This window comes from Quisquiliibacterium sp. (assembly GCF_982640115.1).
This window is the reverse complement of sequence record NZ_CEXFHW010000019.1, coordinates 1-25,687: the sequence shown is the minus strand read 5'-3', so window position 1 is coordinate 25,687 and position 25,687 is coordinate 1. Positions and strand designations below refer to the sequence as shown.

Sequence of the window (25,687 nt, the reverse complement as noted above, 5' to 3'; positions counted from 1 at the left end):
CATGAAGACCCACCCGCAGCGGCTGCTGCTGCACAACGAGCTGCACGCGCGGCCGCGGCCGCCGCTCCACGGCCCGCATCGGGTCTCGATGTTCGCGCTGCTGCGCAACGCCGGCGGGCCCGACCCGCTGGAGCGGCTGCGCGACCTGTGCCGCGACTACCGGCTGCCCGAGCCCACGGCCAGCCAGGGGCATTTCTTCGGCGACTTCGGCGCCTTCCGGCTGAAGTGGGAACGGCACGGCGAGTTCGATGACTACACGGTCTATCGCGCCGGCGCCGACGCCGCCAACCCGTTCGCGCAGCCCGCGCTCGACGCCCTGCCCGAGGGCTGGGTGGCCTCGCTGCCCGGCGAGTGCATCGCCGCCGCGCATGTCACCGTGCTCGGACCTGCCACCGATGATTCCCAGCGGCTGCCGCCGCCGCTCGCCTTCGACGGCGACAGCCTGATCGCCGCGATGGTGGCCGATGCCAGCGCGCTGGTCTTCACCGACCTTCAGCTCGACGCGCAGGGCTACACCCGGTTCCTCATGCTCGACGTCAACACCAGCCCGGCGCACACCGGCCGCGAGGTGCAGCGCCTGCTCGACATCGAGATGTACCGCATGATGGCCATGCTCGCGTTCCCGATCGCCCGCGCGGTGGCCGGCGAGCTCGACACCATCGAACGCCAGCTCACCGAGCTCGGCGAACGCCTCGAGACTGCCAGCCCCTCCGACGAACCGCAGCTGCTCGGCGAGGTCACCCACCTGGCCGCCATGATCGAGCGGCTGTCGGGCGAGTCGAGCTTCCGCTTCTCGGCCGGGCGCGCCTACCACGCGCTGGTGCGCCAGCGCGGCAGCGAGCTGCGCGAGCGGCACCTGAGCGGCGTGCAGACCCTCACCGGCTTCCTCGACCGGCGCTTCGGGCCGGCGATGGCCCTGTGCGAGAGCGTGGGCAACCGGATCGAGGTCGCGGCGCAGCGCGTGTCGCGCGCGAGCAGTCTGCTGCGCACCCGGGTCGAGATCGAGCGCGAAGCGCAGAACCAGGCCATGCTCGCCGCCATGAACCGGCGGGCGCGCCTGCAGCTGCGTCTGCAGGAGACGGTGGAAGGCCTGTCGGTGGCCGCCATCACCTACTACGCGGTGGGCCTGTTCGGCTATGTGGCCAAGGGGGCCGCCAGCGCCGGTCTGGCGATCGACCCCGAGACCGCCAGCGGCATCGCGGTGCTGCCGATCGGGGTGGCGGTGGCGCTGGCGCTGCGGCGCATGCGTCAGGCGATCATGCGCCGCCAGAACAGCGACGACGAACTCGAGCCCTGAACGGGCCACCGGGCGACCGCCCGAGGCGCCGGTGAGCAGCGCCCCGGCGCGGGCGCCGCCTCAGAGCGAGAAGCCGTCGTCGGCGGCGATGATCGCGCCATTCACGAAGCCCGAGCGCTCCGAAGCGAGCAGCAGCACCAGGCCATCGAGGTCTTCGGGCTGCCCCAGGCGCTTGCGCGGCAGCATCTGCACCAGCTTGCGGCCGCCCTCGGTCTCCCAGTGGGACTCGTTGAGCTCGGTGACGATGTAGCCCGGGCAGATCGCATTCACATTGATGCCGAAACGGCCCCACTCGAGCGCCATGGCCTTGGTCATCTGCACCACCGCGGCCTTGCTCATGCAGTAGACGCCGATCTGCGAGAGCACCTTCAGGCCGGCCATCGAGGCGATGTTGATGATGCGGGCCTGCGGCGGGTCGCGATCGGGCGGCGTGGCGCGGGCGCGCTCGACCATGCCGCGGGCAACGGTCTGGGCCACGAAGAACGCGCCGCGGGTGTTGGTGTCGAAGATGAAGTCGTAGTCTTCCTCGGACACATCGAGCAGCTTGCGGGTGTTGCTCACGCCGGAGTTGTTGACCAGCACATCGATCGGACCGACCTCGGCCTGCGCCTGCGCGACCGCGGCCTGCACGCTGGCGAGACTGGTGACATCCATGGCCACCACATGCGCGGCGCCGCCCTCGGATTCGATCTCGGCGCGCAGCTCCTTCAGTCGCTCGACGCGCCGCGAGGCGAGGATCACCTGCGCGCCATTGGCGGCGAGCACGCGGGCGAAGCGCGCGCCCAGGCCGCTGGAGGCGCCGGTGACCAGGGCGGTCTTGCCGGAGAGATCGAAGGTGGTGGGCATGGCAGGCAGACCGGTGGGGTCGATGAAGGCGGGAATGGCCGGGATGATCGCACAGCGCGGGCCGACGCCGGCACGGGCGGCACCGCGCCGGCAGGCCGGGTTTGCGCCGGGCAGTCGATTCGCTGAAAATCCGGGGTACTCACGGAACGCAGCGAAAGAACAACGATGGACATTGAACGCGATGCGATGGAATTCGACGTGGTCGTGGTCGGCGGCGGGCCGGCCGGCCTGTCGGCCGCCATCCGACTGAAGCAGCTGGCCGCGGCCGCCGGATCCGAGATCGGCGTGTGCGTCATCGAGAAGGGCTCGGAGGTCGGTGCCCACATCCTCTCGGGCGCGGTCATGGACCCGCGCGCCATCACCGAGCTCTTCCCCGACTGGCAGGCGATGGGCGCGCCGCTGAACACGCCGGTCACCGAAGACCGTTTCATGTTCCTGTCGGAGGGCGGCGCGCGCACCGTGCCCGAGTGGCTGCTGCCCGACTGCTTCCGCAACCACGGCAACTATGTGATCAGCCTGGCCAATGTGGTGCGCTGGCTGGGCCAGCAGGCCGAGTCGCTGGGCGTGGAGATCTATCCGGGCTTCGCGGCGGCCGAGGTTCTCTACCGCGAAGACGGCTCGGTCAAGGGCGTGGCCACCGGCAACATGGGCGTGGGCCGCGACGGCGAACCCACCGAGAACTTCCAGCCGGGCATGGAGCTGCATGCCCGCTACACCCTGTTCGCCGAGGGCGCCCGGGGCCATCTCGGCAAGCAGCTCATCGCGCGCTTCGATCTCGCCCGTGGCCGTGACCCGCAGAGCCACGGCATCGGCCTGAAGGAGCTCTGGGAGATCGACCCCGCCCGACACAAGCCCGGGCTGGTGGTGCACACCGCCGGCTGGCCGCTCGCCAGCGACACCTACGGCGGTTCCTTCCTCTACCACCTCGAGAACAACCAGGTGGCGGTGGGCTTCGTGGTCGGGCTGGCCTACACCAATCCGTATCTCTCGCCCTTCGAGGAGTTCCAGCGCTACAAGACCCACCCCGAGATCCGCGGCTTCTTCGAGGGCGGCAAGCGGCTGGCCTACGGTGCGCGCGCCATCACCGCCGGCGGCATCAACGCCCTGCCCGAGCTGGTGTTCCCGGGCGGCGCCCTGATCGGCTGCGACGCCGGCTTCCTGAACGCCTCGCGCATCAAGGGCAGCCACGCCGCCATCAAGACCGGCATGCTCGCCGCCGAGGCCGCCTTCACGGCGGTGACCGAGGGCCGCAGCGGTGACACGCTCGATGCCTACCCGGCGGCCTTCCGCAGCTCCTGGCTGCATGACGAACTGCACCGGGCCCGCAACTTCAAGCCGATGATGAGCAAGGGGCTGTGGACGGGCACGCTGATGGTGGGCATCGACCAGGTCCTGTTCCGCGGCAAGGCGCCCTGGACGCTGCACAACACCCACGCCGACCACGAGATGCTGCGCCCGGCCGCCGAGTGCCAGCCGATCGAGTACCCCAAACCCGACGGCAAGCTCACCTTCGACCGGCTCTCCTCGGTGTTCATCGCCAGCACCAACCACGAGGAAAACCAGCCGATCCACCTCACGCTCAAGGACGCCTCGGTGCCGGTGGCGCTCAACCTCGCCCGTTATGCCGGGCCCGAGAGCCGCTACTGCCCGGCCGGGGTGTACGAGTACGTCAAGACCGAGGAAGGCGCCGACCGTCTGCAGATCAACGCCCAGAACTGCGTGCACTGCAAGACCTGCGACATCAAGGACCCCTCGCAGAACATCGTGTGGGTGGTGCCCGAAGGCGGCGGCGGTCCCAACTATCCGAACATGTGAGCGCCGCGCTCCCGATCCCCGGTCCGCGTCCTCATGGCCACGCCCTGGCGCCAGGACCATGAAGGTTGACACCCTGACGCATGCCGCCGGCACCGGCTGGAGCCACCCGCTGCCGCGGTCTCTGGACGGCCCGCACACCCTGGTGGTGGTGTTCGGCGCCGCCGAGCATGCCGCGCATGATGCGGCCCTGGCCGAGTTGCGGGCTGCGCTGCCGGCCTCGGTGATCGCGGGCTGCTCCACCGCAGGCGAGATCTTCGGCGGCGCGGTGCGCGATGACTCGCTCAGCGTGGCGATCGTGCGCTTCGAGCGTACCGAGCTGCGGCTCGCGCTCACCCCGCTGGCCGATGCGGTCGACTCGCTCGCGGCCGGTGGGCGGCTCGCGAAGGCGCTCGCCGCCCCGGGGCTTCGCGCCGTGCTGGTCTTTTCCGACGGACTGCGGGTCAACGGCACCGCGCTGGTCGACGGCCTGACCCGTGGACTGCCACCGGCCGTGGCCATCTCGGGCGGGCTGGCCGGCGATGGCGGCCGTTTCCAGAGCACCTGGGTGCTCGCCGGCGCGAGCTGCCAGTCCGGTCAGGTGTGCGCGGTGGGCCTGTATGGCGATGCCCTTCGGGTCGGCCTGGGCACCGGTGGCGGCTGGGCCGACTTCGGCCCGGAGCGCCGCATCACCCGCGCCAGCGGGCAGGTGCTCTACGAGCTCGACGGCAAACCGGCCCTGGAACTCTATCGGACCTACCTCGGCGAATTTGCTGCCGGCCTGCCCGCCACGGCGCTGCGCTTCCCGCTGTCGGTGCGCGAGCCCGGCGCCAGCGACGAGCCGCTGGTGCGCACCATCCTTGCGGTCGACGAGACCACCAGTTCGCTCACCTTTGCCGGCGACATTCCCGAGGGGGGCACCGCGCGGCTGATGCGGGCCAACCACCTGCGGCTGATCGACAGCGCCGCCGCCGCCGGTTCGGCCGCGATCGCGCAGGCGCATCTCAGCCCGGCAAGCCCGGCCCTGGCGCTGTCGGTGAGCTGCGTCGGTCGACGCATGGTGCTGGGCGAGCACACCGACGAGGAGCTCGAGTCGATCAGCGCCGCCCTGCCCCCGGGCAGCGGCCATGTCGGCTTCTACTCCTACGGCGAGATCTCCCCCGCCGGCGGTTGCGACAGCCGCCTGCACAATCAGACCATGACCGTGACGGTCCTGAGCGAGGACCCGGCGTGAGCGACGAACCGTCGGCGCACCCGCTGCTGCAGCGGCAGATGCACCGGCTCGGGCTGCAACCCGATCAGCCACCCACCGCCGAGGGCTGGCGAGCCCTGCTGGCAAGCGTGAGCCGTGCCTACGGCGAGGCCGACGCCGATCGCTACCTGATGGAGCGCTCCCAGGAGCTGGCCTCGCAGGAGATGGTCGAACTCAACGAGGCATTGCGCATCGCGCGAGACCAGGCCGAGGAGATGGCGCGGGTCAAGTCGCACTTCCTCGCCAACATGAGCCACGAGATCCGCACGCCGCTGAACGCGATCATCGGCATGAGCCATCTGGCCCTGCGCCATCCCCTTGCGCCGCGCCAGCGCGAGTATGTCGAGAACATCCATCAGGCCGGCCAGCACCTGCTGGGCATCATCAACGACATCCTCGATCTGGCCAAGATCGAGGCCGGCATGGTGCGGGTGGAGCAGACCGAGTTCCGCTTCGAGTCGCTGCTCGAGCAGGTCGCCACCCTGCAGGGTAGCCCTGCCTCGCTCAAGGGGCTCGAACTGGTGTTCGACATCGCCCCCGACATGCCGGCCCGGGTCACCGGTGACCCGCTGCGGCTGGGACAGGTGCTGCTCAACTATGTCGGCAATGCGATCAAGTTCACCGAGGCTGGCGAGGTGGTGGTCAGCGTGCGCGTGCAGGAACGCAGCGATACCCAGGCACTGCTGCGCTTCGCGGTGCGCGATACCGGCATCGGCATGACCGCGGAGCAGGTCGCGCGGGTGTTTCGCAGCTTCGAGCAGGCCGATGCATCGATCACCCGGCGCTTCGGCGGCACAGGTCTGGGCCTGTCGATCGCTGCCAATCTGGCGGCGCTGATGGGTGGCGAGGTCGGCGTGGAGAGCAGCCCCGGCCAGGGGTCCAGCTTCTGGTTCACCGCCCGGGTGGGCATCGCCTCGGCGACGGCGATCGTGCACGGGGCGCCGGCGCCTCTGGCCGGCAGCCGGGTGCTGGTGGCCGATGACAACACCCATGCCCGGCAGGTGCTGCGCGAGATGCTGGCGGGCATGGGTTTCGATGCCCATGCCGTGGCCTGCGGGGAGGCTGCGGTCGCCGAGATCGCGCGGGCCGATCGGGCCCTCGAGCCCTACGCGCTCGCGCTGCTCGACTGGCAGATGCCTGACCTCTCCGGCGTGGAGGTGGCGGCCCGCGTGCAGCACGCCCGCCTGACAGCGCCCCCGGCGATGGCGCTGGTGACCGGCCACGACCGCGAGCGGGTGCAGGAGCTTGCCGCCGGCATCGGACTGGCCGAGGTGCTGACCAAGCCGGTCAGCCCATCGATGCTCCACGACCGGGTGGTCAGCCTGCTGCAGGGCGCCGTGGCGGCCCGCATCACGGCAACGGCATCAGGGGCGAGCACCGCGTCGGACCGGCCCACGACGGATTCATCGGCAACCTCAGGTCCGGCGCAGGGTGCGTCCGATGCCGCGCATGCCGCGCTCCATGGCAAGCGGGTCCTGCTGGCCGAAGACCATCCCCTGAACCAGATGGTGGCGGTCGATCTGCTGCAGCAGGCCGGCATGCAGGTCGAGGTCGCCGGTGATGGCGCGGTTGCGCTTGCCCGAGCCCGCGAGGGCGGCTGGGATCTCATCCTCATGGACATGCAGATGCCGGTGATGGACGGGCTGGCGGCCACGCGGGCCATCCGCGCACTGCCCGGGCCGGCCGGGACGGTGCCGATCATCGCCATGACCGCCAATGTGCTGGCCGCCGACCGCGATGCCTGTCTCGCGGCAGGCATGGTGGACTTCATCGGCAAGCCGATTGCGGCGGAGCCTTTGCTGGAGACCCTGCGTCGCTGGCTGCCGCCGCGATCGCAGAGCGACCGGAAAACCTGATCGGTTCAGGCCCGGGAGCCCGACGCGAAACGCTCGCGGTAGTAGGCGAGTGCGGCCGCGTCGTCCTGATCGCGCCAGCCGGCATCGCACAGTGCCTGCATCAGGGCGGCCGCCGGCGCGCCCAGCGGCAGGTCCAGGCCCGCGGCGCAGGCCGCCTCGTTGGCCAGACGCACATCCTTGGTGAGCACATGCGCCTGGGCGCGGGGTGCGAGGTCTCCTGCCAGCGCGCGCGGCATGCGGTCATCGAACATCCAGCTCTGCCCCGAGCTGGCCGAGACCAGGGCCAGCAGGCGGACGGGATCGAGTCCCAGCCGCTCGCCCAGCGCCATCGCTTCGGCGCCCGCCAGCAGGTGAATGCCCGCCATGAGGTTGTTGACGAGCTTGGCTCGGGCGGCATCGCCCAGCCGTTCACCGATCAGGAAACGCCGGGCGGCAAGCACGGCCAGCAGGGGCTCGGCGCGGGCGAGCGTGACCGGCGAACCGGCCAGCATCATGCTCATGGTGCCGGCCTGCGCACGCGCCGGTCCGCCGGAGATGGGCGCATCGAGCACCGCGGCCCCCGTGCCGGCCATCGCGGCGCAGAAGCGCGCACTGTCCTCGGGGGAGATGGTGCTGCACAGGAGCACCAGGTGGGTGGGCCGGAGCGCGCCGAGCAGACCGCCAGGGCCATGGAGCACGGTCTCGATCTGGGCGGCGTCGAGCACCACCAGCGCCATCGCCTGGCAGGCGTCGGCGAGCGCAGCCGGCGAGGCCAGCACCGCGAACCCGAGTTCCCGCGCCTTGCGTTCGCGAGCGGGATCGATGTCGCGCACCGCCACCCGCAGGCCGCCGCGCAGCGCGCTTTCGGCCATGCCCATCCCCATCAGGCCGGCACCGATGACGCCGAAGGACTCGATCACGGTGGACACCGTCTGGGACTCAGGGCCCGGAAAGGGCCGAGGGCAGCATCGCGCACGCCCGGGGCAGGGCGCGGCGATCCGTCAGGAAAGGGTCAGCCGAACTGCCGCGGGCGCCGGGGGCCGCCGAAGCCGCCACCGCCGCCTTCACCACCGCCGCCACCGCCGCGGCCGTAGCCACCATCACCGCCACCGCCACCGCCACCGCCGCGGCCGTAGCCACCACCGCCACCGCCGTCACCGCGGCCGTAACCGCCACCACCACCACCACCGTAGCCGCCACCACCACCACCGCCACCACCACCACCACCACCATAGCCGCCACCACCACCACGGCGGAAACCGCCACCACCGCCCTGCTGCTCGCGGGCCTCGTTGACGACGAGACTGCGGCCTTCGAGGGAGTGGCCGTTGAGGGCTCGAATGGCGTTCTGGGCTTCGTCAGCGCTGGTCATGGTCACGAAGCCGAAGCCACGTGAGCGGCCGGATTCGCGATCGGTGACGATACGGGCATCGGTGACCTCGCCGTGGTCGCCGAACAGCTGGGTGAGCTGGGCGTCGGTGGCTCGCCAGGGCAGGTTGCCGACATAGATCTTGGTGGGCATCAAATCATCCTCGAAACTGGACGGAACATTGCATTTCGAGGCGAACCAGGTAAAGGAACCGGGAAATGCAGGAACCGGGAAATGCAAGCCTGGCACCGGACTGTGGATTCTGAAATTGCACGAGCCGGAACCATGCGCCTCCTCAATGTGCCACAAAGCCGTTGGAGCGCACATCCCCCGTCTTGGGGAAAGACAATGTTTTTTACATGAGGTAAAGGATTTTTTTCTTGAAGTTCAGCCATGACTGTATGAAAATACAGCCTTCATGACCACCCGGCTCCGCCACGGCCCCTCAATGCGCGAACTCACCCCCCGCCAGCAGGAAATCCTGGCCCTCATCAGGGAACACATCGCCGGCACGGGCTTCCCGCCCACCCGGGCCGAGATCGCGCAGCGTCTCGGGTTCCGCTCGCCCAACGCCGCAGAAGAACACCTGAAGGCCCTGTCGCGCAAGGGGGTCATCGAACTCACCGCCGGTGCGTCACGGGGCATCCGGCTCAAGCTGCTGCCTGATGAACACCGCCAGGACACCCACAGCGCGGTGCAGATCGCCTTGTCGCTCCCGCTGGTGGGCCGGGTGGCAGCGGGCAGCCCCATCCTGGCGCAGGAGCATGTGGAGGCCAGCTACGCCCTCGATCCGGCCCTCTTCGAACAACGCCCGGATTATCTGCTCAAGGTGCGCGGCATGAGCATGCGCGATGCCGGCATCCTCGACGGCGATCTGCTCGCGGTGCGCCGCACCACCGAGGCCCGCAATGGTCAGATCATCGTCGCCCGGGTGGGCGACGATGTCACCGTCAAGCGCTGGCGTCAGCGCGGCCATGTCGTCGAGCTGCTGCCCGAGAACCCCGACTACCAGCCCATCGTGCTCGACACCCGGCATGACGAGTTCGCCATCGAGGGCCTGGGCGTGGGTCTGATCCGGGGCTCGCACGCGCTCTGAACCCCCTGGCATCATGCAGCCCCCCGCTTCCCTGCCAGCCTGCGTCTGGCGTGCCCATGAACTCGGCGGCACCGGTCAGGCCGGTCATCCCAGCGGCTTTGCATCGCTGGACGCACAGCTGCCCGGCAGCGGCTGGCCATCCGGCATGCTCACCGAGCTCATCAGTCGCGAACCCGGCACCGGAGAACTGCGCCTGCTCGTGCCGCTGCTGCGGCAGCTCAGCCAGGCCCAGCGGCTGATCATCCTGCTGGCCCCGCCGCACACTCCCTATGCCCCCGCGCTCCAAAGCCACGGCATCGACATCAACCGCCTGCTGATCGTCCAGGCGCCCAATGCCGCCGACCGGCTCTGGGCAGTCGAGAAGTCCCTCAAGAGCGGCAGCTTCGGCTGCCTGCTGGCCTGGCTGCCGCAGGAACGCACACGGCCGGAACACCTGCGTCGCCTGCAGCTGGCCGCCCAGGCGGCACAGGGGCCGGTGTTCCTGTTCCGCCCGCTCGCCGCCCAGTTCGAGGCCTCCCCCGCGCCGCTGCGGCTGCTGCTGCTGCCTCGCCCCGAGCAGCAGCTCTCGGTGCAGGTGCTCAAGCGGCGCGGCCCGGTGCTGGCGCAGCCGATGCTGCTGAACCTGCCACAGCCGATGACCACCATCCGGCTGCGTCGCCACCCGGCCAGCCTGTCGGCAACCGATGCGCTTGCCGCTGGCCTGGGCACCGCGCACACCGGTGCAGGGCTGCCTGCGCGGCACCGACAACCAGCCACGCTCAACTGACGCTGCCGCGCGCCTGAGCCCGCCGCAGGGGCGACTCAGGCGACTGCCCTCGGCCACACCACCGCCATGCTCTGGCTCGGCATCCATTTCCCCCTGCTGGCGCTCGAGGTCTTCCTGCGCGCCCTGCCAAGCGCCGGGAGCGCAGGCCTGCCGCGTCCAGACCTGGCGGTGTGCCGTCAACTGCGGGTGCTGCACGCCTGCGAACAGGCCCGGGCGCGAGGCGTCCAATCGGGCATGAAACAGGCCACTGCCCTGGCCATTGCACCCGAGCTGCTGCTGCGCGAGCAGAACCCGCGGCTGGAGGCCGAAGCCATCACATCGGCCGCCACCTGGGCACTGCAGTTCACCCCATCGGTCAGCCTGCAGTCCACGCCGGCAGCCGGGCTGTTGCCCCCGGGTGCCACGCCCGCACAAGCCAGCGGCCTGCTGCTTGAGGTCGAACCCAGCCTGCGGTTGTTCGGCGGGCTCACCGCCCTCATCGAAGGCCTGCGCGCCGGCCTGCAGGCCCAGGGATTCGAGCCGCAGATCGCCGTCGCCCCCACCGCCACCGGTGCCTGGCTGCTTGCCCGCCATCAGGACGGTCTGATCGCCGACAGCCTGGCCAGCCTCAATGCCCGACTCGCCGGGCTGCCCGTCAGCGCGCTCGACAGCACCGCGGCGTACTGCGATGCCCTCATGTCACTGGGCGCGCACACCCTCAAGCAGTTGTCGCTGCTGCCCCGGGCCGGTGTGGCCCGGCGTTTCGGGCCCGGACTGCTCACCGAACTCGACCGGGCCTTCGGGCGAGTGCCCGAGGCTCGGGAATGGTTCGTCGCGTCGCCGCGCTTCGCGACCCGCCTTGAGCTGCCTGCCCAGGCCGAGACAGCCGAAGCGCTGCTGGCCGGCGCCAACCGGCTGCTGATCCCCCTGTGCGGCTGGCTGAACGCACGCCATGCCGGTGCTCGACGCATCCTGCTCAACGCCCTGCATGACGAAGCCCCCGCCACCAGCATCGTGCTGAGCCCGGCCGATCCCAGCGCCGACCCGCAGCGCCTGGGCAGCCTGCTGCGCGAGAAGCTGTCGGTGCTGCGCCTGCGCGCCCCGGTGCACACCCTGCAGCTCGATTGCGAGTCGGTCGCGCCCATGCCGGCCGACAGCCAGACCCTGTTCCCCACCCCAGCCCAGGCTCGTGAAAGCCTCGGGCGGCTGGTTGAACAGCTGCAGGCCCGGCTCGGTCATGACCGGGTGCTGCGGCTGAGCCTGCAGTCCGACCATCGCCCCGAGAAGGCCAGCGCGCTCGCCCAGACCGGCATCGATGGCCTGATGGACGCAGGCCCGCAGCCCCGACGCCCAGGCCCGACCGCCGGCAAGGTCGGCGGTTCGCGGGCCCCGGGCATCGCCTCCGACAAGGCCCAGCCGGCACGGCGCGCCGACACCGTTGCCGAGATCGGCGCCCTGCCCCGGCCGCTGTGGCTGCTGGAACGCCCACAGCCTCTGGGAGAGCGCCAGCAACGCCCCTGGCTGCAGGGGCCGCTCACCCTGCTGGCCGGGCCCGAGCGGATCGAGACCGGCTGGTGGGACGGGGAGCTGATGCAGCGCGACTACTTCATCGCGGGCGATACCGAAGGCGTGCTGCTCTGGATCTATCGGGAACGGCTCCCGGGTGATGGACAGGTCGCGGGCTGGTTCCTGCAGGGCCGCTTCGGCTGAGCGCGCCACGCAGGCCTGCGTCCCTGGCCACGCCCGGGGTCGCGTCAGGGGCGGCCCTGTTCCAACGCACAACGCACCCACCGACCCGGCAAGCCCGGGGACCGAGCGGCTCAGGCGAGGCTGCGCACCGTGTAGCCGCCCGACTTGTCATCGAGCGACAGCTCGATCAGCCCACGGTCGCGCGCCTCCTCGAGCAGACGGTTGAAGGAACGAAAGCCGTAGTAGCCCTCGCTGAAGCCCGGCTTGCGGCGACGCAGGGTCTGCTTGACCATCGACCCCCAGATCTTCTCGTCCTCACCGCGCTCCGCGGCGAGCGCCTCCAGCGTCCCCACCACCAGATCGAGCGCCTGCTGCCGCCGGGCCTCGGCAGCACTCTCCGAGGGTTCCGACGATTCCGCAGCCGCAGGCAGTATCGGCTCGGGCTCCGGCGCAGGCGCCGATACCGATACCGATACCGATGCCGATGCCGATCCGGGCGCGGGCTCGGGGACAATGGCGACAGGATCAGCAAGCGTTTCCGGGCGAGGCAGATCGGCCGCCGATCCGGCGAGCGCCTCCACATCGGCCTTGCGGGCGCCCCGGCGACGGCGCACGGGCCGCTCGGGGGCGGGCTCCGGCGCGGCTGCAGGGGCGGCTGCAGGGGCGGCTGCAGGGGCGGCTGCAGGCGCGGAGGCGGGCGTGGAGGCGGGCGCCGATGCCGGCGCGGAGGCGGGCGCCGCAGCCGCCGGGCTGCCCGCCCTGGCCGCACGCGCTGACGACGCGGCACGCCCACCGGCAAGCGCCCCTCCCCGTCCAGCCGTTGCGGCACGGGCCGGCGCCTCGCTGACGCGGACCAGATCGTCGTAGAAGATGAACTCGTCGCAGTTGTTGATCAGCAGCTCGGAGGTCGAGTTCTTGACCCCGACGCCGATCACCGTGCGGGCGTTCTCACGCAGCTTGCTCACCAGGGGCGAGAAGTCGGAGTCGCCACTGATGATCACGAAGGTGTCGACATGCGACTTGGTGTAGCAGAGGTCCAGCGCGTCGACCACCATGCGGATGTCGGCCGAGTTCTTGCCCGAGAGGCGCACATGCGGAATCTCGATCAGCTCGAACGAGGCCTGGTGCATTGCGGCCTTGAACTCGCGGTAGCGCTCCCAGTCGCAATAGGCCTTCTTGACCACGATGCTGCCCTTGAGCAGCAGGCGCTCGAGCACCTTGCTGATGTCGAACTGCTTGTAGCGGGACTCGCGCACGCCGAGCGCGACATTCTCGAAATCGCAGAACAGCGCCATGCTCCGCGTGTCGGGGGTGTGATCGTTCATGGATGACCCGTTGGCGCCGCCCACCATCGGGCGGCGCGTCGACCCTACCACAGCGGAGCCAGCGGCCTGACGGCGCCGCTCAGAGCCGGTGCGTGTGGCCGCCCTGCTCGCGCTCGGCGCGCGCCTGGCAGTCCAGGCAGCGCAGGGCCAGGGGCTGCGCCAGCAGCCTCTGCGGCTCGATCGGCTCGCCGCAGCGTTCGCAGCTGCCGTAGGTGCCGGCATCGATGGCCAGCACCGCCCGGTCGATCGCCTGCAGTTCGTGCAGGTCCCGCGAGGCCTCGGCGAAGTCGAGGCCGCTCTCGGCCAGGGCAAACGACTGTTCGCCGCTGTCGTGCCCGCCACGCCCGTCCTGGGCATCCTCGGCGGCATCGACGAGCTTGCCGGCCACCTCGCCGCGCAGTCGCCGCGCCCGCGCCCGCAGCCCGTCCAGCAATGCCGCCTGTTCCTCGTGTGTGAACGCCATGACCGCCCCTGAATTCCGGTCGGCGACCGGTCTGACATGCACTATCGCGCGCGCGCGCCGCTGGCGCATTGACCGATCGCAATGCGCAGGATCCAGGCAGCCCCAGGCGCGAATCCGGCCAGCGGCAGGGCAACCGCGAGTCAGGCGAAGGCGATGCGATCGACCGCGTCGGTGATCACCAGGTCGAGACCGATGCCGGTGAGCATGGCGGCGCGCGCGGGATCATTGACCGTGTAGGCGAGGACCTTCAGGCCATGGGCATGGGCCGAGTCGATCAGCCCGGCATCGAGCAGTTCATGATTGAGGTCGATGGCCACGCAGCCCAGCGCACGCGTCTGGGCGAGCCAGTCGTCGGGCAGCCGGTGCATGAGCAGCGCCCTGGGCAGTTCGGGGGCGACCGCCGCCGCCGCAGCGAGCGCCGGCGGCGAGAAGGAAGACAGCAGCGGCGGCACCGCCGCACCCGCCCACAACGCACGCGCCTCGAGCGCCACCGCGGCGCCGGTCTCGGCCTCTCGGCCCGGGCAGGGCTTGATCTCGATGTTGGCCAGGCACTGGTTGGCACGCAGCCAGGCGGCCACGCCGGCCAGCGTGGGCACCGGCTCGCCGGCGAAGGCCGGCGAGTGCCAGCTGCCGGCATCCAGGCGCGCGATCTGGCCGAGCGTAAACGAGGCCAGCCGGCCGTGGCCGCTGGTGGTGCGATCGACGGTGGGGTCGTGCATCAGCACCAGCACGCCATCGGCGGAGAGCTTCACATCGAACTCGAACATCCGGTAGCCGAGCGCCGCACCGTGACGGATGGCCGCCAGCGTGTTCTCGGGCGCGAGCTTGCCGGCGCCACGGTGGGCGCAACGCGCGGGATAGGGCCAGGCAGGGACGCTCATGTCACTTCTCCGTGTCGACCAGGCCCCGCACGAACCAGCGCTGCATCAGCACCACCACCAGCACCGGCGGCAGCATCGCCAGCATGGCGGTGGCCATGACCAGGTTCCACTCGGTGGCGGCGTCGCCGCCGGCGATCATGCGCTTGATGCCGATCACCACCGTGTACATGGATTCCTGGGTGGTCATCAGCAGCGGCCAGAGGTACTGGTTCCAGCCCAGGATGAACAGGATGACGAACAGCGCCGCGATGTTGGTGCGCGACAGCGGCAGCAGGATGCTGAAGAAGAAACGCATCGGCCCCGCGCCATCGATGCGCGCGGCCTCGGCGAGTTCCTCGGGCACGGTGAGGAAGAACTGCCGGAACAGGAAGGTGGCGGTGGCCGAGGCGATCAGCGGCAGGGTGAGGCCGGTGTAGGTGTCGAGCAGCCCGAGGTCGGACATCACCTGGTAGGTGGGCATGATGCGCACCTCCACCGGCAGCATCAGCGTGACGAAGACGATCCAGAAACAGGCCTGGCGGAAGCGGAAACGGAAGTACACCAGCGCGAAGGCCGACAGCAGCGAGATGAGGATCTTGCCGATGGCGATGGTCAGCGCCATGACCAGGCTGTTGAAGAGCATGGCGCGCACCCCGGCCTGGCTGGCCCCGGCACCGGTGGCCAGCACCTCGGCATAGTTGGCCAGCAGGCGGTCGCCCGGCAGCAGCGACATCGGCGCGGCCATGACCTGCTCCTGGGTCTGCGTGGAGGCGACGAAGGCCACATAGAGCGGCAGCATCACCACGAAGATCCCGAGCCCGAGCACGAGATAGGTGAGGACATCGAGGAAGCGGTTGCGCTCGACCATGCTCAGTACTGCACCTTCTTCTCGACATACCGGAACTGCAGGAAGGTGAGCGCCACCACGATCACCATCAGCACCACCGACTGCGCGGCCGAACCGCCGATGTCAAGCGCCTTGAAGCCGTCGTGGTAGACCTTGAACACCAGGATCTCGGTGGCATTGGCCGGCCCGCCAGAGGTCACCGCGTCGACGATCGCGAAGGTGTCGAAGAACACGTAGACGATGTTCACCACGAACAGGAAGAAGGTGGTGGGCGAAAGCAGCGGAAAGATCACATACCGGAAGCTGCGCCACGCGCCGGCGCCGTCGAGCGCGGCGGCCTCGATCAGCGAGCGCGGGATGGATTGCAGCCCGGCAAGGAAGAAGATGAAGTTGTAGCTGATCTGCTTCCAGACCGTGGCCATGATGATCAGCAGCATCGCCTGGTCGCCATCGAGGACATGGTTCCAGGTGACACCGACGCCGCGCAGCCAGTGGGTGACCACGCCGAGCGTGGGATTGAACAGGAACATCCAGAGCACGCCGGCGATCGCCCAGGCCACGGCGTAGGGCCAGATCAGCAGGGTGCGCAGCAGCAGCCGGGCACGCAGCGCCCGATCGGCGAAATAGGCCAGCGTGAGGCTGAACACCAGGCCGATCACCGTGGCCGAGATCGAGAACACCGCGGTGACCCGCATGGCGTTCAGGTAGAGCGGATCGGCGAACAGCCTGGCGAAGTTCTCGAGGCCGACGAACTCGGCATTCCCGCCGAACGCGTCCTGGATGAAGACCGACTGATAGAGCGCCTGGACCGCGGGCCAGTAGAAGAACACCGCCACCACCGCGAGCTGCGGCAGCAGCAGCGCCCAGGGCAGCCAGCCCGAGGGAAAAACGGCGCGCTTGATCATCGATCAGTCAGGGCGCGGGCAGCCGGTTCGGGTGGCCGCGCCACCGGCCTCACTCCTTCGCGGTGCGCTCGAAGCGCGCGAGCAGATCATTGCCGCGGCTGGTGATCTTGGCGAGCGCCTGCTTCGCGTCCTGCTTGCCGGCGAACAGCGCCTCCATCTCCTCGTGGACCACATCGCGGATCTGCACGAAGTTGCCCAGGCGCACGCCGCGCGACTTGTCGGTGGTCTTGACGATCATCTGCTCCACCGAGACATCGGTGCCCGGGTTCTTCTCGTAGAAGCCGGACTTGCGGGTGAGCTCGTACGAGGCGATGGTGAGCGGCAGGTAGCCGGTCTGCTGGTGCCACTCGGCCTGCAGCTCGGTGGCCGACAGGAAGGCGAAGAACTTCGCGATGCCCTTGTACTCGGCCGGCTTCTTGCCTGCCATCACCCACAGGCTGGCGCCGCCGATCACCGAATTCTGCGGCGCGCCCTGCACATCGGTGTAGTAGGGCAGGCGTGCGATGGCGAAGTTGAACTTCGCATTGCGCTTGATGTTGGCATAGGCCGCCGAGCTGCCGGTGAACATGGCGCACTCGCCGCTGAAGAACTTGGAGTCGCCCTCGCTGGTGCGGCCGGCGTAGGTGAAGTAGCCCTTTTTCGACCAGTCGGCGAGGTTGGCGAGGTGCTTTTCATGCAGCGGGGTGTTGATGGCCAGCCGCGCCTTGAGGCTGCCGAAGCCGTTGTTCTCGGTGGCAAAGAGCACGTTGTGCCAGGCCGAGAAGTTCTCCATGTGCACCCAGCTCGGCCAGCTGGTGGTGTAGCCGCAGCGGGCTGCGCCAGCGGCCTTCACCTTGGCCGCGGCGGCGGCCACCTCGGGCCAGGTCTCGGGCGCCTTGGTGACACCGGCGGCGGCCAGCGCATCCTTGTTGTAGTAGAAGACCGAGGTGGAGCTGTTGAAGGGGAAGGACATCATCTCGCCCTGGCGGGTGGTGTAGAAGCCTGCCACCGCCGGCACATAGGCCTTGCGGTCGAACTTCTCGCCGGCGTCCTTCATGATCTTCTCGACCGACACCACCGCGCCCCTGGCCGACATCATGGTGGCGGTGCCCACCTCGAAGACCTGCACGATGTGCGGCGCGTTGCCGGCGCGATACGCGGCGATCGACGCCGCCATCGACTCGGGGTAGGTGCCCTTGAACACCGGCACCACCTTGTACTCGGTCTGGCTCTTGTTGAAGCGGTCGGCCAGGCCGGTGAGCCGGTCGCCAAGGGCGCCGGTCATGGAATGCCACCACTGGATCTCGGTCTGGGCGAGCGCGGGCAGGCTCGCCGCCATCAGCGCGGCGAACACGCCGGCACGGGCAGAAAACGATTTCATGATCTCCTCCGGGTCAAAACCGTGATTGTCGATGGGTCAGACGACAAGCATACGACAGCGCCTGTCGGGCCCCTCGGCGTCAGCCGCGGCCGGCCAGCACATTGCGGGCCACCACCCAGCGATGCACCTCGGTGGGCCCCTCGTAGACCCGCATCAGGCGGACATCGTTGGCCATCTGCTGCAGCGGCAGCTCCTTGGTCATGCCCATCGCGCCGAAGGTCTGCATGGCGCGGTCGATGATCTCCCAGGCCATCTCGGTGGCGTAGGCCTTGATCATGGAAACCTGGCTGCGCGCGTCACGGCCGGTGTCGACGCGCCAGGCGGCCTCGTGGGTCATCAGGCGGCAGGCATGGATGCGCGTGGCCGCATCGGCGATCCACCACTGGATGGCCTGGCGCTCGGAGAGCGGCACCCCGAAGGTGGCGCGCTGCGGTGCGTACTCGACCATCATGTCGAGCGCGCGCTGCGCCCGGCCGGTGCACCAGGCCGCCATCTGCACCCGGCGGATGGACAGACGCTCCTGCATCGGCGCGAAGCCCTTGCCTTCCTCGCCGAGCATGGCGGTGTGCGGCAGGCGCAGATCCTCGAGCGCGATCTCGTAGGTGAAGTGGCCACCCAGCATGGGGATGCGGCGCAGCACATTGAAGCCGGGCGTGCCCTTGTCGACGATGAAGGCCGAGATGCCCCCGCGTGCGCCCTTCTCTCGGTCGGTGGCCGCCATCACGATGGTGAAGTCGGCCTTGGCCGCGCGGCTGATCCAGATCTTGCGCCCGTTGAGCACCCAGTGATCGCCATCGCGGACCGCGCGCGAGCGCATGGCCGCCGGGTCGCCGCCGGCGCCCGGCTCGGAGATGGCGATGGCCGAGACCATCTCGCCGCGGGTGTAAGGCTCGAGGTAGCGGGCACGCTGCTCGGCGGTGGCGGTGAGCAGCAGCATGCGCAGGTTGGGCGAGTCGGGCGGCAGGTAGTAGGGCACGATGGTGCGGCCCATGGCCTCGTTGACCGCGACCATGGCGCTCACCGGCAGGTTGGAGCCGCCAAGCTCCTCGGGCGCATCGAGCCCCCACAGGCCGAGCTCGCGCGAGCGGGCGTCGATGCGCTGGTGCTCCTCGGCGGTGAGCTCATGCCCCTGCCCGGCAGCCTCGCGCTCGAGGACGGTCTTCTCGAGCGGCATGAGCTCCTCGTCGACGAAGCGCTTGACCAGGTCGGCGAGCATGCGGTGTTCATGGGGGAGTTCGAAATTCATGGCCTGTGGTCTCCGCGAAGGAATGGCTGCCGGTCCGGCGCGGACGCGGCGAGAAGGTCGTGTCGATGCATGCGTGTTCCGCGCGAACGCCCGCCGCTCAGCCCGACACGCCCGGGTCGAGCCCGACCACGCGATCGGCGGCCAGCGCGGCGATCTGTGCCGGGCTGTAGCCGGCCTGCGCAAGGATCTCGGCGGTGTGCTCGCCCAGGCGCGGCGCAAAGGAGCGCACCCCGGCCGGGGTGCCCATGAAGCGCACCGGCGGCCGGGTGTAGCGGATGCTGCCCTGGCCGGGCATCTCGGCGCGCTGGAAGAAGTCCACCGCCGCCAGATGCGGATGTGCGGGCAGGTCCTCGAGCCGGTAGATCGGCGTGGCCGGTACATCGAGCTCGTCGCAGATCGCCATCCATTCCGCGGTGGTGCGGGTCAGGGCGATCTCGGCAAGATGCGCGTAGAGCTCGCGCAGGTGCTGGTTGCGCTTGTGCCGGTCGGCGAGCTGGTAGCGCTCGATGAGCTCGGCACGGCCGGCCATGCGGAAGAAGGCCTCCCAGTGCTCGCCGGTGTAGGGCAGCATGGCGATGTGGCCGTCGCGGGTGGCCGCCGGCTTGCGACCGCCGGTGAGCAGCCGGGCATAACCGGCCGGGGCGGTGGGCGGCTCGAAGCTCAGGCCCCCCAGGTGCTCGGCGAGCACGAAGGCGGTCATGGTCTCGAGCATGGGCACTTCCACCTGCTGGCCGCGGCCACTGCGCTCGCGGTGGAACAGTGCCGCCAGCACCGCGCTCACCACCGCCATGCCGGTGGTCTTGTCGGCGATCAGGCTGGGCACGTAATCGGGCAGCGACTGCTGGATGAGATTGGCACCGACCAGCCCGCAGGCGGCCTGGATGATGTCGTCGAAGGCCGGCCGGTCGCGGTGCGGACCGTCCTGGCCGAAGCCGGTGGCCGCGCAATAGACCGCGCGCGGGTTGAGCGCAGCCACGCGCGCATAGCCGAAGCCCAGCCGCTCGATGGCGGCCATGCGCATGTTGTGCACCACCACATCGACGCCCGGGATCAGACGCTCGATGATCTCGCGCCCTTGCGCGGTCTTGAGGTCGACGGCAAGCGAGCGCTTGTTGCGGTTCAGGGCCAGGAAGATCGAGCTCATACCCTTGACCTTCGAGACCCCGTTGGCCCGCATCAGGTCGCCCTCGAGGCCCTCGACCTTGATCACCTCGGCGCCGTAGTCGGCCAGGATCTGGGTGGCGAGCGGACCGAGCACCACGGCGGTGAGATCGAGAATGCGTACGCCCGCAAGCGGGCCGGTGGCCCGGGTGGCGTCCGAAGGCATGGCGGAATCGGGGGGCTGCATCATGGCGGTGGCGCTCGGGCGCTTGGCTCAGCGCCCCTGAAAGACCGGCGGCCGGCGCGCGTTCATGGCGGCCACGCCCTCGGCGAAATCCTGCGAGCGGAACATCACGCGCTGTTCGGCGGCCTCGTGGACGGTGGCCGCAGCCACCGCATCGGCCAGGCCAGCGCGCAGGGTCTGGCGGGTGGAGACCACGGCAAGCGGTGCCGAGACCGCAAGCTCGGCGGCCAGGGCGCAGGCCGCTTCGCGCACCTGCGGCTGCGGCACCAGCTGATCGGCGAGCCCCATGGCCACGGCCTGTTCGCCACCGACGCGCCGACCCGTGAAGCAGAGCAGCGCGGCCTGCTGCGCGCCCACCAGCCGGGGCAAGGTGACGCTCAGGCCGAAGCCCGGGTGGATGCCCAGCCGGTTGAAGTTGGCCGAGAACCGCGCCTGCGGACAGGTGACCCGGAAGTCGGCCACCAGCGCAAGCCCCAGCCCGCCGCCGACCGCGGCGCCGTGCACCGCGGCCACGATCGGCTTGGCCACACGGAACAGGCGCACCGCCTCGGCATACAGGCCCCCATCGGCACCCGGATCGGCCAGACCCTGCACCGCGCCTGGCGCGCTGAAGTTGCCGCCCGCGCAGAAGGCGCTGCCTTGCGCGGCGAGCACCATGGCCCGGCAGCCCGGATCGCGGTCGAGGGCATGCATGGCGTCGGCCAGGCTGCGCAGCAAGGGAATGTCGAGAAAGTTGCTGGGCGGACGCCGCAGCTCGAGCACCGCGACAGGGCCTTGCCGGGTGACACCGATTTCGCCTTGCGCCATGGTGGACGGCCTGCCCGCTGCACTGAGTCGATCGACGATAGCACAGGGCTGCGCACAGCCCGGCTGCCGGCGTTCCGCTCCCGGCGGATGCATCCGGGCGCCGTCGGCCGGCCCCTGCGCCGGCACCGGACACACCGCGCGATCGGCCCCGTGCGGGTTGCGGGTCACGGCGCGCCGCGACAAGATGCGGCACCGCCCTTCCCCGACACCCGAGCCCCATGACCATCCTGCTGATCCGCCACGGCGAGACGCCGCTCAATGCCGCACGGGTGATGCAGCCGCCCGACACCCCGCTGAGCGAGCGCGGCGCAGCCCAGGCCCAGGCTCTCGCGCAGCGCCTGGGCACCGAGCCGCTCGCCGGCATCCTGAGCAGCGATCTGCGCCGGGCCCATGACACCGCGCGGGCACTGGCGGCACGCACCGGCCTGCCGCTGCAGACCACGACGCTGCTGCATGAACGCAACTTCGGGCGCCTGCGTGGCCAGCCCTATGACCACCTCGGCTTCAATCCCTTCGAGATGCAGGAAGCGCCGCCCGAGGGCGAGTCGATTCCCGACTTCCTGGCGCGGGTGGCGCAGGCCTTCGAGACCGCGATCAGGCTGCGCGCCAGCCTGGACGGCCCGCTGGCCGTGGTCACCCATGGCCTGGTGATCAAGGCAATCCTGCGCGGCCATGTCCGGCTGCCCGATGGCGTCACCGTGCCCGACCGGATCGGCAATACCTCGATCAGCGTGCTCGAGGCCCAGCCCCCGCACAGGCTGAGCCTGCTCGACTGCGTGGCTCATCTGGATGGCAAGCTGCTTGAGGATGGCAGCAGCCTGTCCGGCGGCTGAAAGCCGCCGTCAATACCCGAACGCGCTGCGGGGAAAAGCCGCTTCTTGGTACCGTGCGGGACCTTTCCCCCCCCGGAGTACGCACCATGACCTCCCGCCGCACCTTCATCATGCAGATCAGCCTCGGCGCCACCGCGCTGGCCAGCGCCCATGCCAGCGCGCAGGGCGCGGCGCTCTCCGAGACCGACGCCCAGGCCGCCTCGCTGGGCTACAAGGCCGATGCCACCAAGGTGGACAAGGCCAAGTTCCCCAAATACGCCGCAGGCCAGAACTGCGCCAACTGCTCGCTCTACCAGGGCAAGGCCGCCGACGCCATGGGCGGCTGCCCGATCTTCGCGGGCAAGCAGGTGGCCGGCAAGGGCTGGTGCAGCGCCTGGGTCAAGAAGGCCTGAACGGCCTGAAGCCCGCGGTCGGCCGTCCTGGCCGGCCGACCGTGCAGGTCCGCGCCGATCCGGCGACGGAACCTGCCGCGGCCGGTATCACCCGGTCGCCAATCCCCCCAGGAATGCCACGAGCAGGCGGTTGACCTCGTCGGCACTTTCCTGCTGCACCCAGTGGCCGGCCCCGGGCAGGATGTGACAGCCGCGGATGCCCGGCAGGGTCTTGGGAAAACTCTCGATCTGCTGGCGCGACGCCGGAAATTTCAGCACGCCATCCCGTTCGCCGGCAATGAACAGCGACGGCTGATGGATCACGCAGCCATGCCAGGGCGCGGTCAGGCGCCAGTTGCGGGTGAGGTTGCGGTACCAGTTCAGGCCGCCCCTGAACCCGGCCCGTGCAAACTCCCCGGTGTACCAGTCGAGATCGGCCTCGCTCAACCAGCCCGGCAGCACCGCGGGATCGGCGGTGTTGGCGAGCACGCCGCCGTCGGGCGGCAGCTGGGCGAAGCCCTTGCCGGGCTGATCGAGATCGCCGCTGGCGGTGTAGTAGAGCCGGCGCAGCGAGGCGCGCGGATCGGCGTCGAGCTCGGCCTCGGCCACGCCAGGCTCCTGGAAGTACTGCATGTAGAAGCGGGTGACGCCCAGCCTGGCCAGGGCCGACAGCAGGTCGATGCCGCCGCGCGGCGCCCAGGGCACGCTCAGCCCGGCCACCGCGCGGAACAGGTCGGGACGCAGCAGCGCGCAGTGCCAGGCCACCGGCGCGCCCCAGTCATGACCGACCACCACGGCCTGGGTGGCGCCAAGCTCGCGCACCAGCGCGACCATGTCGCCGACCAGGTCGAGGATGCTGTAGCGCTCGATCTCGGCGGGCGCATCGGTGCCGCCGTAGCCACGCATGTCGGGCGCGACGCAGCGCCAGCCGGCATCGGCCAGGGCCAGCATCTGATGACGCCAGGAGTACCAGCTTTCGGGCCAGCCGTGGCAGAAGAGCACCAGCGGGCCGCTGCCGCACTCGGCATAGCGCTGGGTGATGCCGTTGGCGACCACGGTCTGCAGGCGGATGCCATCGATCGGTGAAGGAATCATGGGGGCTCCGGAAAGGGTGACGGGCAACCCGCGTCAGGCGCGCAGGATGACCTTGCCGAAATGCCGGTTGGCCCGCAGGTGGGCCAGCGCCTGCGGCGCCTGCTCGAGCGGGAACACCTGATCGACCGGCAGGCCGATGGCGCCGCTGGCCAGCGGCTCGGCAAGGTCGGCGATCATGCGCCGGTTGATCTCGCGAACCTCGGCCACCGAGCGGGTGCGGAAGGTGACGCCCACATAGGTGATGCGGCGCAGGGCGTGGAGGTCGAAGTCGAACTCGGCACGCATGCCACCGAGCCGGCCCACATTCACGATGCGCCCCAGGATGCGGGTCGCGTGCAGGTTGGGCGTGGCCTGCGCACCGGAAACCTGATCGACGACCAGATCGACGCCGCGTCCGCCGGTGGCCTCGAGCAGCTGCGCCACCCAGCCCGGATCGGTGGCATCGAGCGCGAGCTGCGCGCCGAAGGCCGCAAGCCGGGCCCGCCGGCCGGGGTCGGTGGAGGTGCCGGCCACCAGCGCCGCTCCGCGCCAGCGGGCGATCTGCATGGCCATCAGGCCCACGCCCGAGCTCGCGCCCTGGACCAGCACCGTGCCGCCGGGCGCGAGTTCGCCATGGGTGATCACCGCGTCATGCATGGTCTGCAGGGCCACCGGCAGCCCGGCGGCCTGCTCGAAGCCCATGCCGGCCGCCGGAATGGGCATGACCCGGCCGTGATCGCTCACCGCGTACTCGGCGAAGGCGCCCCCGCCCGAACCCATCACCCGGTCACCCTCGCGCAGGCCTCGCACCGCCGCGCCGGTGCGCACCACCTCGCCGGCCCACTCCAGGCCGAGCACCGCGCCCGCGCCGCCGGCCGCGCCATGACGCAGGCCGGCCGCCATGCCGAGGTCGGCGCGATTCAGGCCGCAGGCCCGCACCCGCACCAGCACCTCGTGCTCGCCGGGCACCGGCACCGGCACATCCTCGGCCAGCGCCGGGCCGCCGGGCCCCACCACCACGGCCTTCATGATCGCACCCCGGCCAGCGGCGGCAGGTGCAGGCAGGCGATGCCGTGCTCGTCGCCGGGCACCTGCGGATAGCGTTGCAGCACCAGCGGATCATGACCGGGGATGACATGCTCGGCGGAGTCGGCCTCGCGGCGCAGCCGCCGATGGCCGTCGAGCATGTCGGCCACGTTGTAGACGATCGGGAAGGGGCGCGCCGCCTCCATGTTCTCGTAGTAGTGGCTGGCGTCGGAAGCGAGCACCACCGTGCCGCGGGCGGTGCGCACCCGCACCGACTGCAGCCCCTGCGTGTGACCGCCGATCAGCATGACCGAGACCCCGGGCGCGATGTCGGCATCGCCGTCATGGAACTGGACCCGGTCAGCATAGACATGGCGGATCAGGTCGGTGACATCCTGGACATCGTAGGCATGGCGCAGCGGGCCGTGGCACATGCAGCGCCCGGTGGCGAAGGACACCTCGGCGTCCTGCACATGGAAGCGGGCATGGGGCAGCTTGCCGATATTGCCGGCATGGTCGTAGTGCAGGTGGGTGATGATCACATCGGTGACCGCCTCGGGCGAAACCCCGAGCGCCGCCAGCGCGGCGATCGGACAGCGGCGCAGGCGGCGCTCGCGTCGCTGCGCGGCCTCGGCACCGAACCCGGTGTCCACCAGAATGACGCGGCCCGGCGCACGCAGCAGCCAGACATAGAAGTCCATGGGCATGGGCCCGTCGTGCTCATCGCGCACGATGAAGTTGGCGCTGCGATTGCGCTCGTGGCTGGCGTAGCGCACGGCGTAGATTTCCCAGTCGATGTCGGCATTGGTCATGGCACCCTCCCGCCGGCAGTGTAGTGTCCGGGACGAGCCTGTCCATCGCCATGAGGCCGCGCCGTTCCGAAGCGGCAGCCGGCAGGCACGGCCCGATGCTAGAGTGCACGGGCATCGTGTCCGATCGCGGAGGCCCGACCCGTGAGCTTCGAATGGCCCAGACTGCTCTGGCTGCTCGCCCTGCTGCCGCTGTGCGTGCTCGGCCATGTCTGGCTGCTGCGGCGCCAGCAGACCCTCGCCCGGACCTGGCCCGGCCTGATCGGGTCGGCGCAGCCCGCCGCGGGGCCGCTTGGTGCGCTGAACACCCACCTGCCCGCCCTGCTGCTGCTGGCCGCGCTCGGCTGCGGGCTTTTCGCGCTGTCGCGGCCCCAGGCGCCGATCGTGCTGCCCTCGCAGCAGCAGACCGTGATGCTGGCGCTCGATGTGTCGCTGAGCATGCGGGCACGCGACGTCGAGCCGGATCGCTTCACGGCCGCGCGCGGCGCCGCGCGCG

Annotated in this window: 25 protein-coding genes; 10 read left to right on the top strand and 15 right to left on the bottom strand. The window is 70.2% G+C overall.

Going from position 1 to position 25,687, the window contains the following annotated elements; translation table 11 throughout:
* Position 1: 1 nt before the first annotated feature.
* Positions 2–1,297: a DUF3422 family protein gene (locus AC2H6A_RS04050; RefSeq protein WP_484271853.1), complete on the top strand. Its 1,296-nt coding sequence runs from the start codon at positions 2–4 to the stop codon at positions 1,295–1,297.
* Positions 1,298–1,357: 60 nt separating this feature from the next.
* On the opposite strand, the gene AC2H6A_RS04045 is transcribed toward AC2H6A_RS04050, so the two are convergent.
* On the bottom strand, positions 1,358–2,143 hold the full coding sequence (locus AC2H6A_RS04045; RefSeq protein WP_484271852.1) for an SDR family oxidoreductase: 786 nt from the start codon (positions 2,141–2,143) through the stop codon (positions 1,358–1,360).
* A 165-nt stretch (positions 2,144–2,308) separates the two neighbouring features.
* Here AC2H6A_RS04045 and AC2H6A_RS04040 point away from each other — a divergent pair, with 165 nt between their 5' ends.
* The 3 genes from AC2H6A_RS04040 to AC2H6A_RS04030 are packed head-to-tail and all read left to right on the top strand — an operon-like array spanning position 2,309 to position 7,042.
* Complete coding sequence (locus AC2H6A_RS04040; RefSeq protein WP_484271851.1) at positions 2,309–3,958, top strand: electron transfer flavoprotein-ubiquinone oxidoreductase; 1,650 nt, start codon at positions 2,309–2,311, stop codon at positions 3,956–3,958.
* 58 nt (positions 3,959–4,016) lie between these two features.
* The gene (locus tag AC2H6A_RS04035; RefSeq protein WP_484271850.1) at positions 4,017–5,168 is read left to right on the top strand and encodes an FIST signal transduction protein; all 1,152 of its coding nucleotides are present in this window, start codon (positions 4,017–4,019) and stop codon (positions 5,166–5,168) included.
* A complete protein-coding gene (locus AC2H6A_RS04030; RefSeq protein ID WP_484271849.1) occupies positions 5,165–7,042 on the top strand; it encodes a response regulator in 1,878 nt (625 codons plus the stop codon). Before AC2H6A_RS04035 ends, AC2H6A_RS04030 begins: the two co-directional genes overlap by 4 nt.
* A gap of 5 nt (positions 7,043–7,047) precedes the next feature.
* Here AC2H6A_RS04030 and AC2H6A_RS04025 read toward each other — a convergent pair whose 3' ends face one another.
* Both AC2H6A_RS04025 and AC2H6A_RS04020 read right to left on the bottom strand, forming a co-directional pair.
* Positions 7,048–7,950: an NAD(P)-dependent oxidoreductase gene (locus AC2H6A_RS04025; RefSeq protein WP_484271848.1), complete on the bottom strand. Its 903-nt coding sequence runs from the start codon at positions 7,948–7,950 to the stop codon at positions 7,048–7,050.
* Between the two features lie 83 nt (positions 7,951–8,033).
* On the bottom strand, positions 8,034–8,543 hold the full coding sequence (locus tag AC2H6A_RS04020) for an RNA recognition motif domain-containing protein (protein ID WP_484271847.1): 510 nt from the start codon (positions 8,541–8,543) through the stop codon (positions 8,034–8,036).
* Positions 8,544–8,838: 295 nt separating this feature from the next.
* Here AC2H6A_RS04020 and lexA point away from each other — a divergent pair, with 295 nt between their 5' ends.
* From lexA to AC2H6A_RS04005, 3 genes are all read left to right on the top strand, one after another.
* A complete protein-coding gene (gene lexA, locus AC2H6A_RS04015; protein ID WP_484271866.1) occupies positions 8,839–9,486 on the top strand; it encodes a transcriptional repressor LexA in 648 nt (215 codons plus the stop codon).
* Positions 9,487–9,499: 13 nt separating this feature from the next.
* On the top strand, positions 9,500–10,252 hold the full coding sequence (gene imuA, locus AC2H6A_RS04010; RefSeq protein ID WP_484271846.1) for a translesion DNA synthesis-associated protein ImuA: 753 nt from the start codon (positions 9,500–9,502) through the stop codon (positions 10,250–10,252).
* A gap of 66 nt (positions 10,253–10,318) precedes the next feature.
* Positions 10,319–11,941: a Y-family DNA polymerase gene (locus tag AC2H6A_RS04005; protein WP_484271845.1), complete on the top strand. Its 1,623-nt coding sequence runs from the start codon at positions 10,319–10,321 to the stop codon at positions 11,939–11,941.
* A 110-nt stretch (positions 11,942–12,051) separates the two neighbouring features.
* On the opposite strand, the gene AC2H6A_RS04000 is transcribed toward AC2H6A_RS04005, so the two are convergent.
* From AC2H6A_RS04000 to AC2H6A_RS03960, 9 genes are all read right to left on the bottom strand, one after another.
* On the bottom strand, positions 12,052–13,245 hold the full coding sequence (locus AC2H6A_RS04000) for an NYN domain-containing protein (protein WP_484271844.1): 1,194 nt from the start codon (positions 13,243–13,245) through the stop codon (positions 12,052–12,054).
* Positions 13,246–13,324: 79 nt separating this feature from the next.
* Positions 13,325–13,708, bottom strand: coding sequence for a TraR/DksA family transcriptional regulator (locus AC2H6A_RS03995; RefSeq protein WP_484271843.1), 384 nt, complete (start codon positions 13,706–13,708; stop codon positions 13,325–13,327).
* A 140-nt stretch (positions 13,709–13,848) separates the two neighbouring features.
* Entirely contained in the window at positions 13,849–14,589 is a 741-nt protein-coding gene (gene ugpQ, locus AC2H6A_RS03990; protein ID WP_484271842.1) for a glycerophosphodiester phosphodiesterase, read from the bottom strand.
* Position 14,590: 1 nt separating this feature from the next.
* Positions 14,591–15,436 (bottom strand): sn-glycerol-3-phosphate ABC transporter permease UgpE, encoded by an 846-nt coding sequence (gene ugpE / locus AC2H6A_RS03985; RefSeq protein ID WP_484271841.1) that lies wholly within the window; start codon positions 15,434–15,436, stop codon positions 14,591–14,593.
* A gap of 2 nt (positions 15,437–15,438) precedes the next feature.
* Positions 15,439–16,320 carry a sn-glycerol-3-phosphate ABC transporter permease UgpA gene (gene ugpA, locus AC2H6A_RS03980; protein ID WP_484271840.1) on the bottom strand — a complete coding sequence of 294 codons (882 nt, stop codon included), beginning with the start codon at positions 16,318–16,320 and terminating at the stop codon, positions 15,439–15,441.
* A gap of 49 nt (positions 16,321–16,369) precedes the next feature.
* The gene (ugpB, locus tag AC2H6A_RS03975) at positions 16,370–17,680 is read right to left on the bottom strand and encodes a sn-glycerol-3-phosphate ABC transporter substrate-binding protein UgpB (RefSeq protein WP_484271839.1); all 1,311 of its coding nucleotides are present in this window, start codon (positions 17,678–17,680) and stop codon (positions 16,370–16,372) included.
* A gap of 79 nt (positions 17,681–17,759) precedes the next feature.
* Positions 17,760–18,926: an acyl-CoA dehydrogenase family protein gene (locus tag AC2H6A_RS03970; RefSeq protein ID WP_484271838.1), complete on the bottom strand. Its 1,167-nt coding sequence runs from the start codon at positions 18,924–18,926 to the stop codon at positions 17,760–17,762.
* A gap of 97 nt (positions 18,927–19,023) precedes the next feature.
* Entirely contained in the window at positions 19,024–20,253 is a 1,230-nt protein-coding gene (locus AC2H6A_RS03965) for a CaiB/BaiF CoA transferase family protein (protein WP_484271837.1), read from the bottom strand.
* Between the two features lie 48 nt (positions 20,254–20,301).
* On the bottom strand, positions 20,302–21,078 hold the full coding sequence (locus AC2H6A_RS03960) for an enoyl-CoA hydratase/isomerase family protein (protein WP_484271836.1): 777 nt from the start codon (positions 21,076–21,078) through the stop codon (positions 20,302–20,304).
* A 218-nt stretch (positions 21,079–21,296) separates the two neighbouring features.
* Between AC2H6A_RS03960 and AC2H6A_RS03955 the strand changes: the two genes are divergently transcribed.
* Complete coding sequence (locus tag AC2H6A_RS03955; RefSeq protein WP_484271835.1) at positions 21,297–21,911, top strand: histidine phosphatase family protein; 615 nt, start codon at positions 21,297–21,299, stop codon at positions 21,909–21,911.
* 86 nt (positions 21,912–21,997) lie between these two features.
* Positions 21,998–22,303 carry a high-potential iron-sulfur protein gene (locus AC2H6A_RS03950; protein ID WP_484271834.1) on the top strand — a complete coding sequence of 102 codons (306 nt, stop codon included), beginning with the start codon at positions 21,998–22,000 and terminating at the stop codon, positions 22,301–22,303.
* 87 nt (positions 22,304–22,390) lie between these two features.
* On the opposite strand, the gene AC2H6A_RS03945 is transcribed toward AC2H6A_RS03950, so the two are convergent.
* The 3 genes from AC2H6A_RS03945 to AC2H6A_RS03935 are packed head-to-tail and all read right to left on the bottom strand — an operon-like array spanning position 22,391 to position 25,194.
* A complete protein-coding gene (locus AC2H6A_RS03945) occupies positions 22,391–23,377 on the bottom strand; it encodes an alpha/beta fold hydrolase (RefSeq protein ID WP_484271833.1) in 987 nt (328 codons plus the stop codon).
* Positions 23,378–23,410: 33 nt separating this feature from the next.
* Positions 23,411–24,385, bottom strand: a complete 975-nt coding sequence (locus tag AC2H6A_RS03940) for a quinone oxidoreductase family protein (RefSeq protein WP_484271832.1) — start codon at positions 24,383–24,385, stop codon at positions 23,411–23,413.
* A complete protein-coding gene (locus AC2H6A_RS03935; protein ID WP_484271831.1) occupies positions 24,382–25,194 on the bottom strand; it encodes an N-acyl homoserine lactonase family protein in 813 nt (270 codons plus the stop codon). Before AC2H6A_RS03935 ends, AC2H6A_RS03940 begins: the two co-directional genes overlap by 4 nt.
* A gap of 141 nt (positions 25,195–25,335) precedes the next feature.
* On the opposite strand from AC2H6A_RS03935, the gene AC2H6A_RS03930 reads away from it, so the two are divergent.
* Positions 25,336–25,687, top strand: a 352-nt coding sequence (locus tag AC2H6A_RS03930; protein WP_484271830.1) for a BatA domain-containing protein, incomplete at its 3' end; no start/stop codon positions are given.

Bases quoted from the DNA above. Each gene is read 5' to 3' on its own strand.
- AC2H6A_RS04050 (WP_484271853.1), top strand. From the start codon at position 2: ATGAAGACCCACCCGCAGCGGCTGCTGCTGCACAACGAGCTGCACGCG.
- AC2H6A_RS04045 (WP_484271852.1), bottom strand. From the start codon at position 2,143: ATGCCCACCACCTTCGATCTCTCCGGCAAGACCGCCCTGGTCACCGGC.
- AC2H6A_RS04040 (WP_484271851.1), top strand. From the start codon at position 2,309: ATGGACATTGAACGCGATGCGATGGAATTCGACGTGGTCGTGGTCGGC.
- AC2H6A_RS04035 (WP_484271850.1), top strand. From the start codon at position 4,017: ATGAAGGTTGACACCCTGACGCATGCCGCCGGCACCGGCTGGAGCCAC.
- AC2H6A_RS04020 (WP_484271847.1), bottom strand. From the start codon at position 8,543: ATGCCCACCAAGATCTATGTCGGCAACCTGCCCTGGCGAGCCACCGAC.
- lexA (WP_484271866.1), top strand. From the start codon at position 8,839: ATGCGCGAACTCACCCCCCGCCAGCAGGAAATCCTGGCCCTCATCAGG.
- imuA (WP_484271846.1), top strand. From the start codon at position 9,500: ATGCAGCCCCCCGCTTCCCTGCCAGCCTGCGTCTGGCGTGCCCATGAA.
- AC2H6A_RS04005 (WP_484271845.1), top strand. From the start codon at position 10,319: ATGCTCTGGCTCGGCATCCATTTCCCCCTGCTGGCGCTCGAGGTCTTC.
- AC2H6A_RS04000 (WP_484271844.1), bottom strand. From the start codon at position 13,245: ATGAACGATCACACCCCCGACACGCGGAGCATGGCGCTGTTCTGCGAT.
- AC2H6A_RS03995 (WP_484271843.1), bottom strand. From the start codon at position 13,708: ATGGCGTTCACACACGAGGAACAGGCGGCATTGCTGGACGGGCTGCGG.
- ugpQ (WP_484271842.1), bottom strand. From the start codon at position 14,589: ATGAGCGTCCCTGCCTGGCCCTATCCCGCGCGTTGCGCCCACCGTGGC.
- ugpE (WP_484271841.1), bottom strand. From the start codon at position 15,436: ATGGTCGAGCGCAACCGCTTCCTCGATGTCCTCACCTATCTCGTGCTC.
- ugpA (WP_484271840.1), bottom strand. From the start codon at position 16,320: ATGATCAAGCGCGCCGTTTTTCCCTCGGGCTGGCTGCCCTGGGCGCTG.
- ugpB (WP_484271839.1), bottom strand. From the start codon at position 17,680: ATGAAATCGTTTTCTGCCCGTGCCGGCGTGTTCGCCGCGCTGATGGCG.
- AC2H6A_RS03970 (WP_484271838.1), bottom strand. From the start codon at position 18,926: ATGAATTTCGAACTCCCCCATGAACACCGCATGCTCGCCGACCTGGTC.
- AC2H6A_RS03965 (WP_484271837.1), bottom strand. From the start codon at position 20,253: ATGCCTTCGGACGCCACCCGGGCCACCGGCCCGCTTGCGGGCGTACGC.
- AC2H6A_RS03960 (WP_484271836.1), bottom strand. From the start codon at position 21,078: ATGGCGCAAGGCGAAATCGGTGTCACCCGGCAAGGCCCTGTCGCGGTG.
- AC2H6A_RS03955 (WP_484271835.1), top strand. From the start codon at position 21,297: ATGACCATCCTGCTGATCCGCCACGGCGAGACGCCGCTCAATGCCGCA.
- AC2H6A_RS03950 (WP_484271834.1), top strand. From the start codon at position 21,998: ATGACCTCCCGCCGCACCTTCATCATGCAGATCAGCCTCGGCGCCACC.
- AC2H6A_RS03945 (WP_484271833.1), bottom strand. From the start codon at position 23,377: ATGATTCCTTCACCGATCGATGGCATCCGCCTGCAGACCGTGGTCGCC.
- AC2H6A_RS03940 (WP_484271832.1), bottom strand. From the start codon at position 24,385: ATGAAGGCCGTGGTGGTGGGGCCCGGCGGCCCGGCGCTGGCCGAGGAT.
- AC2H6A_RS03935 (WP_484271831.1), bottom strand. From the start codon at position 25,194: ATGACCAATGCCGACATCGACTGGGAAATCTACGCCGTGCGCTACGCC.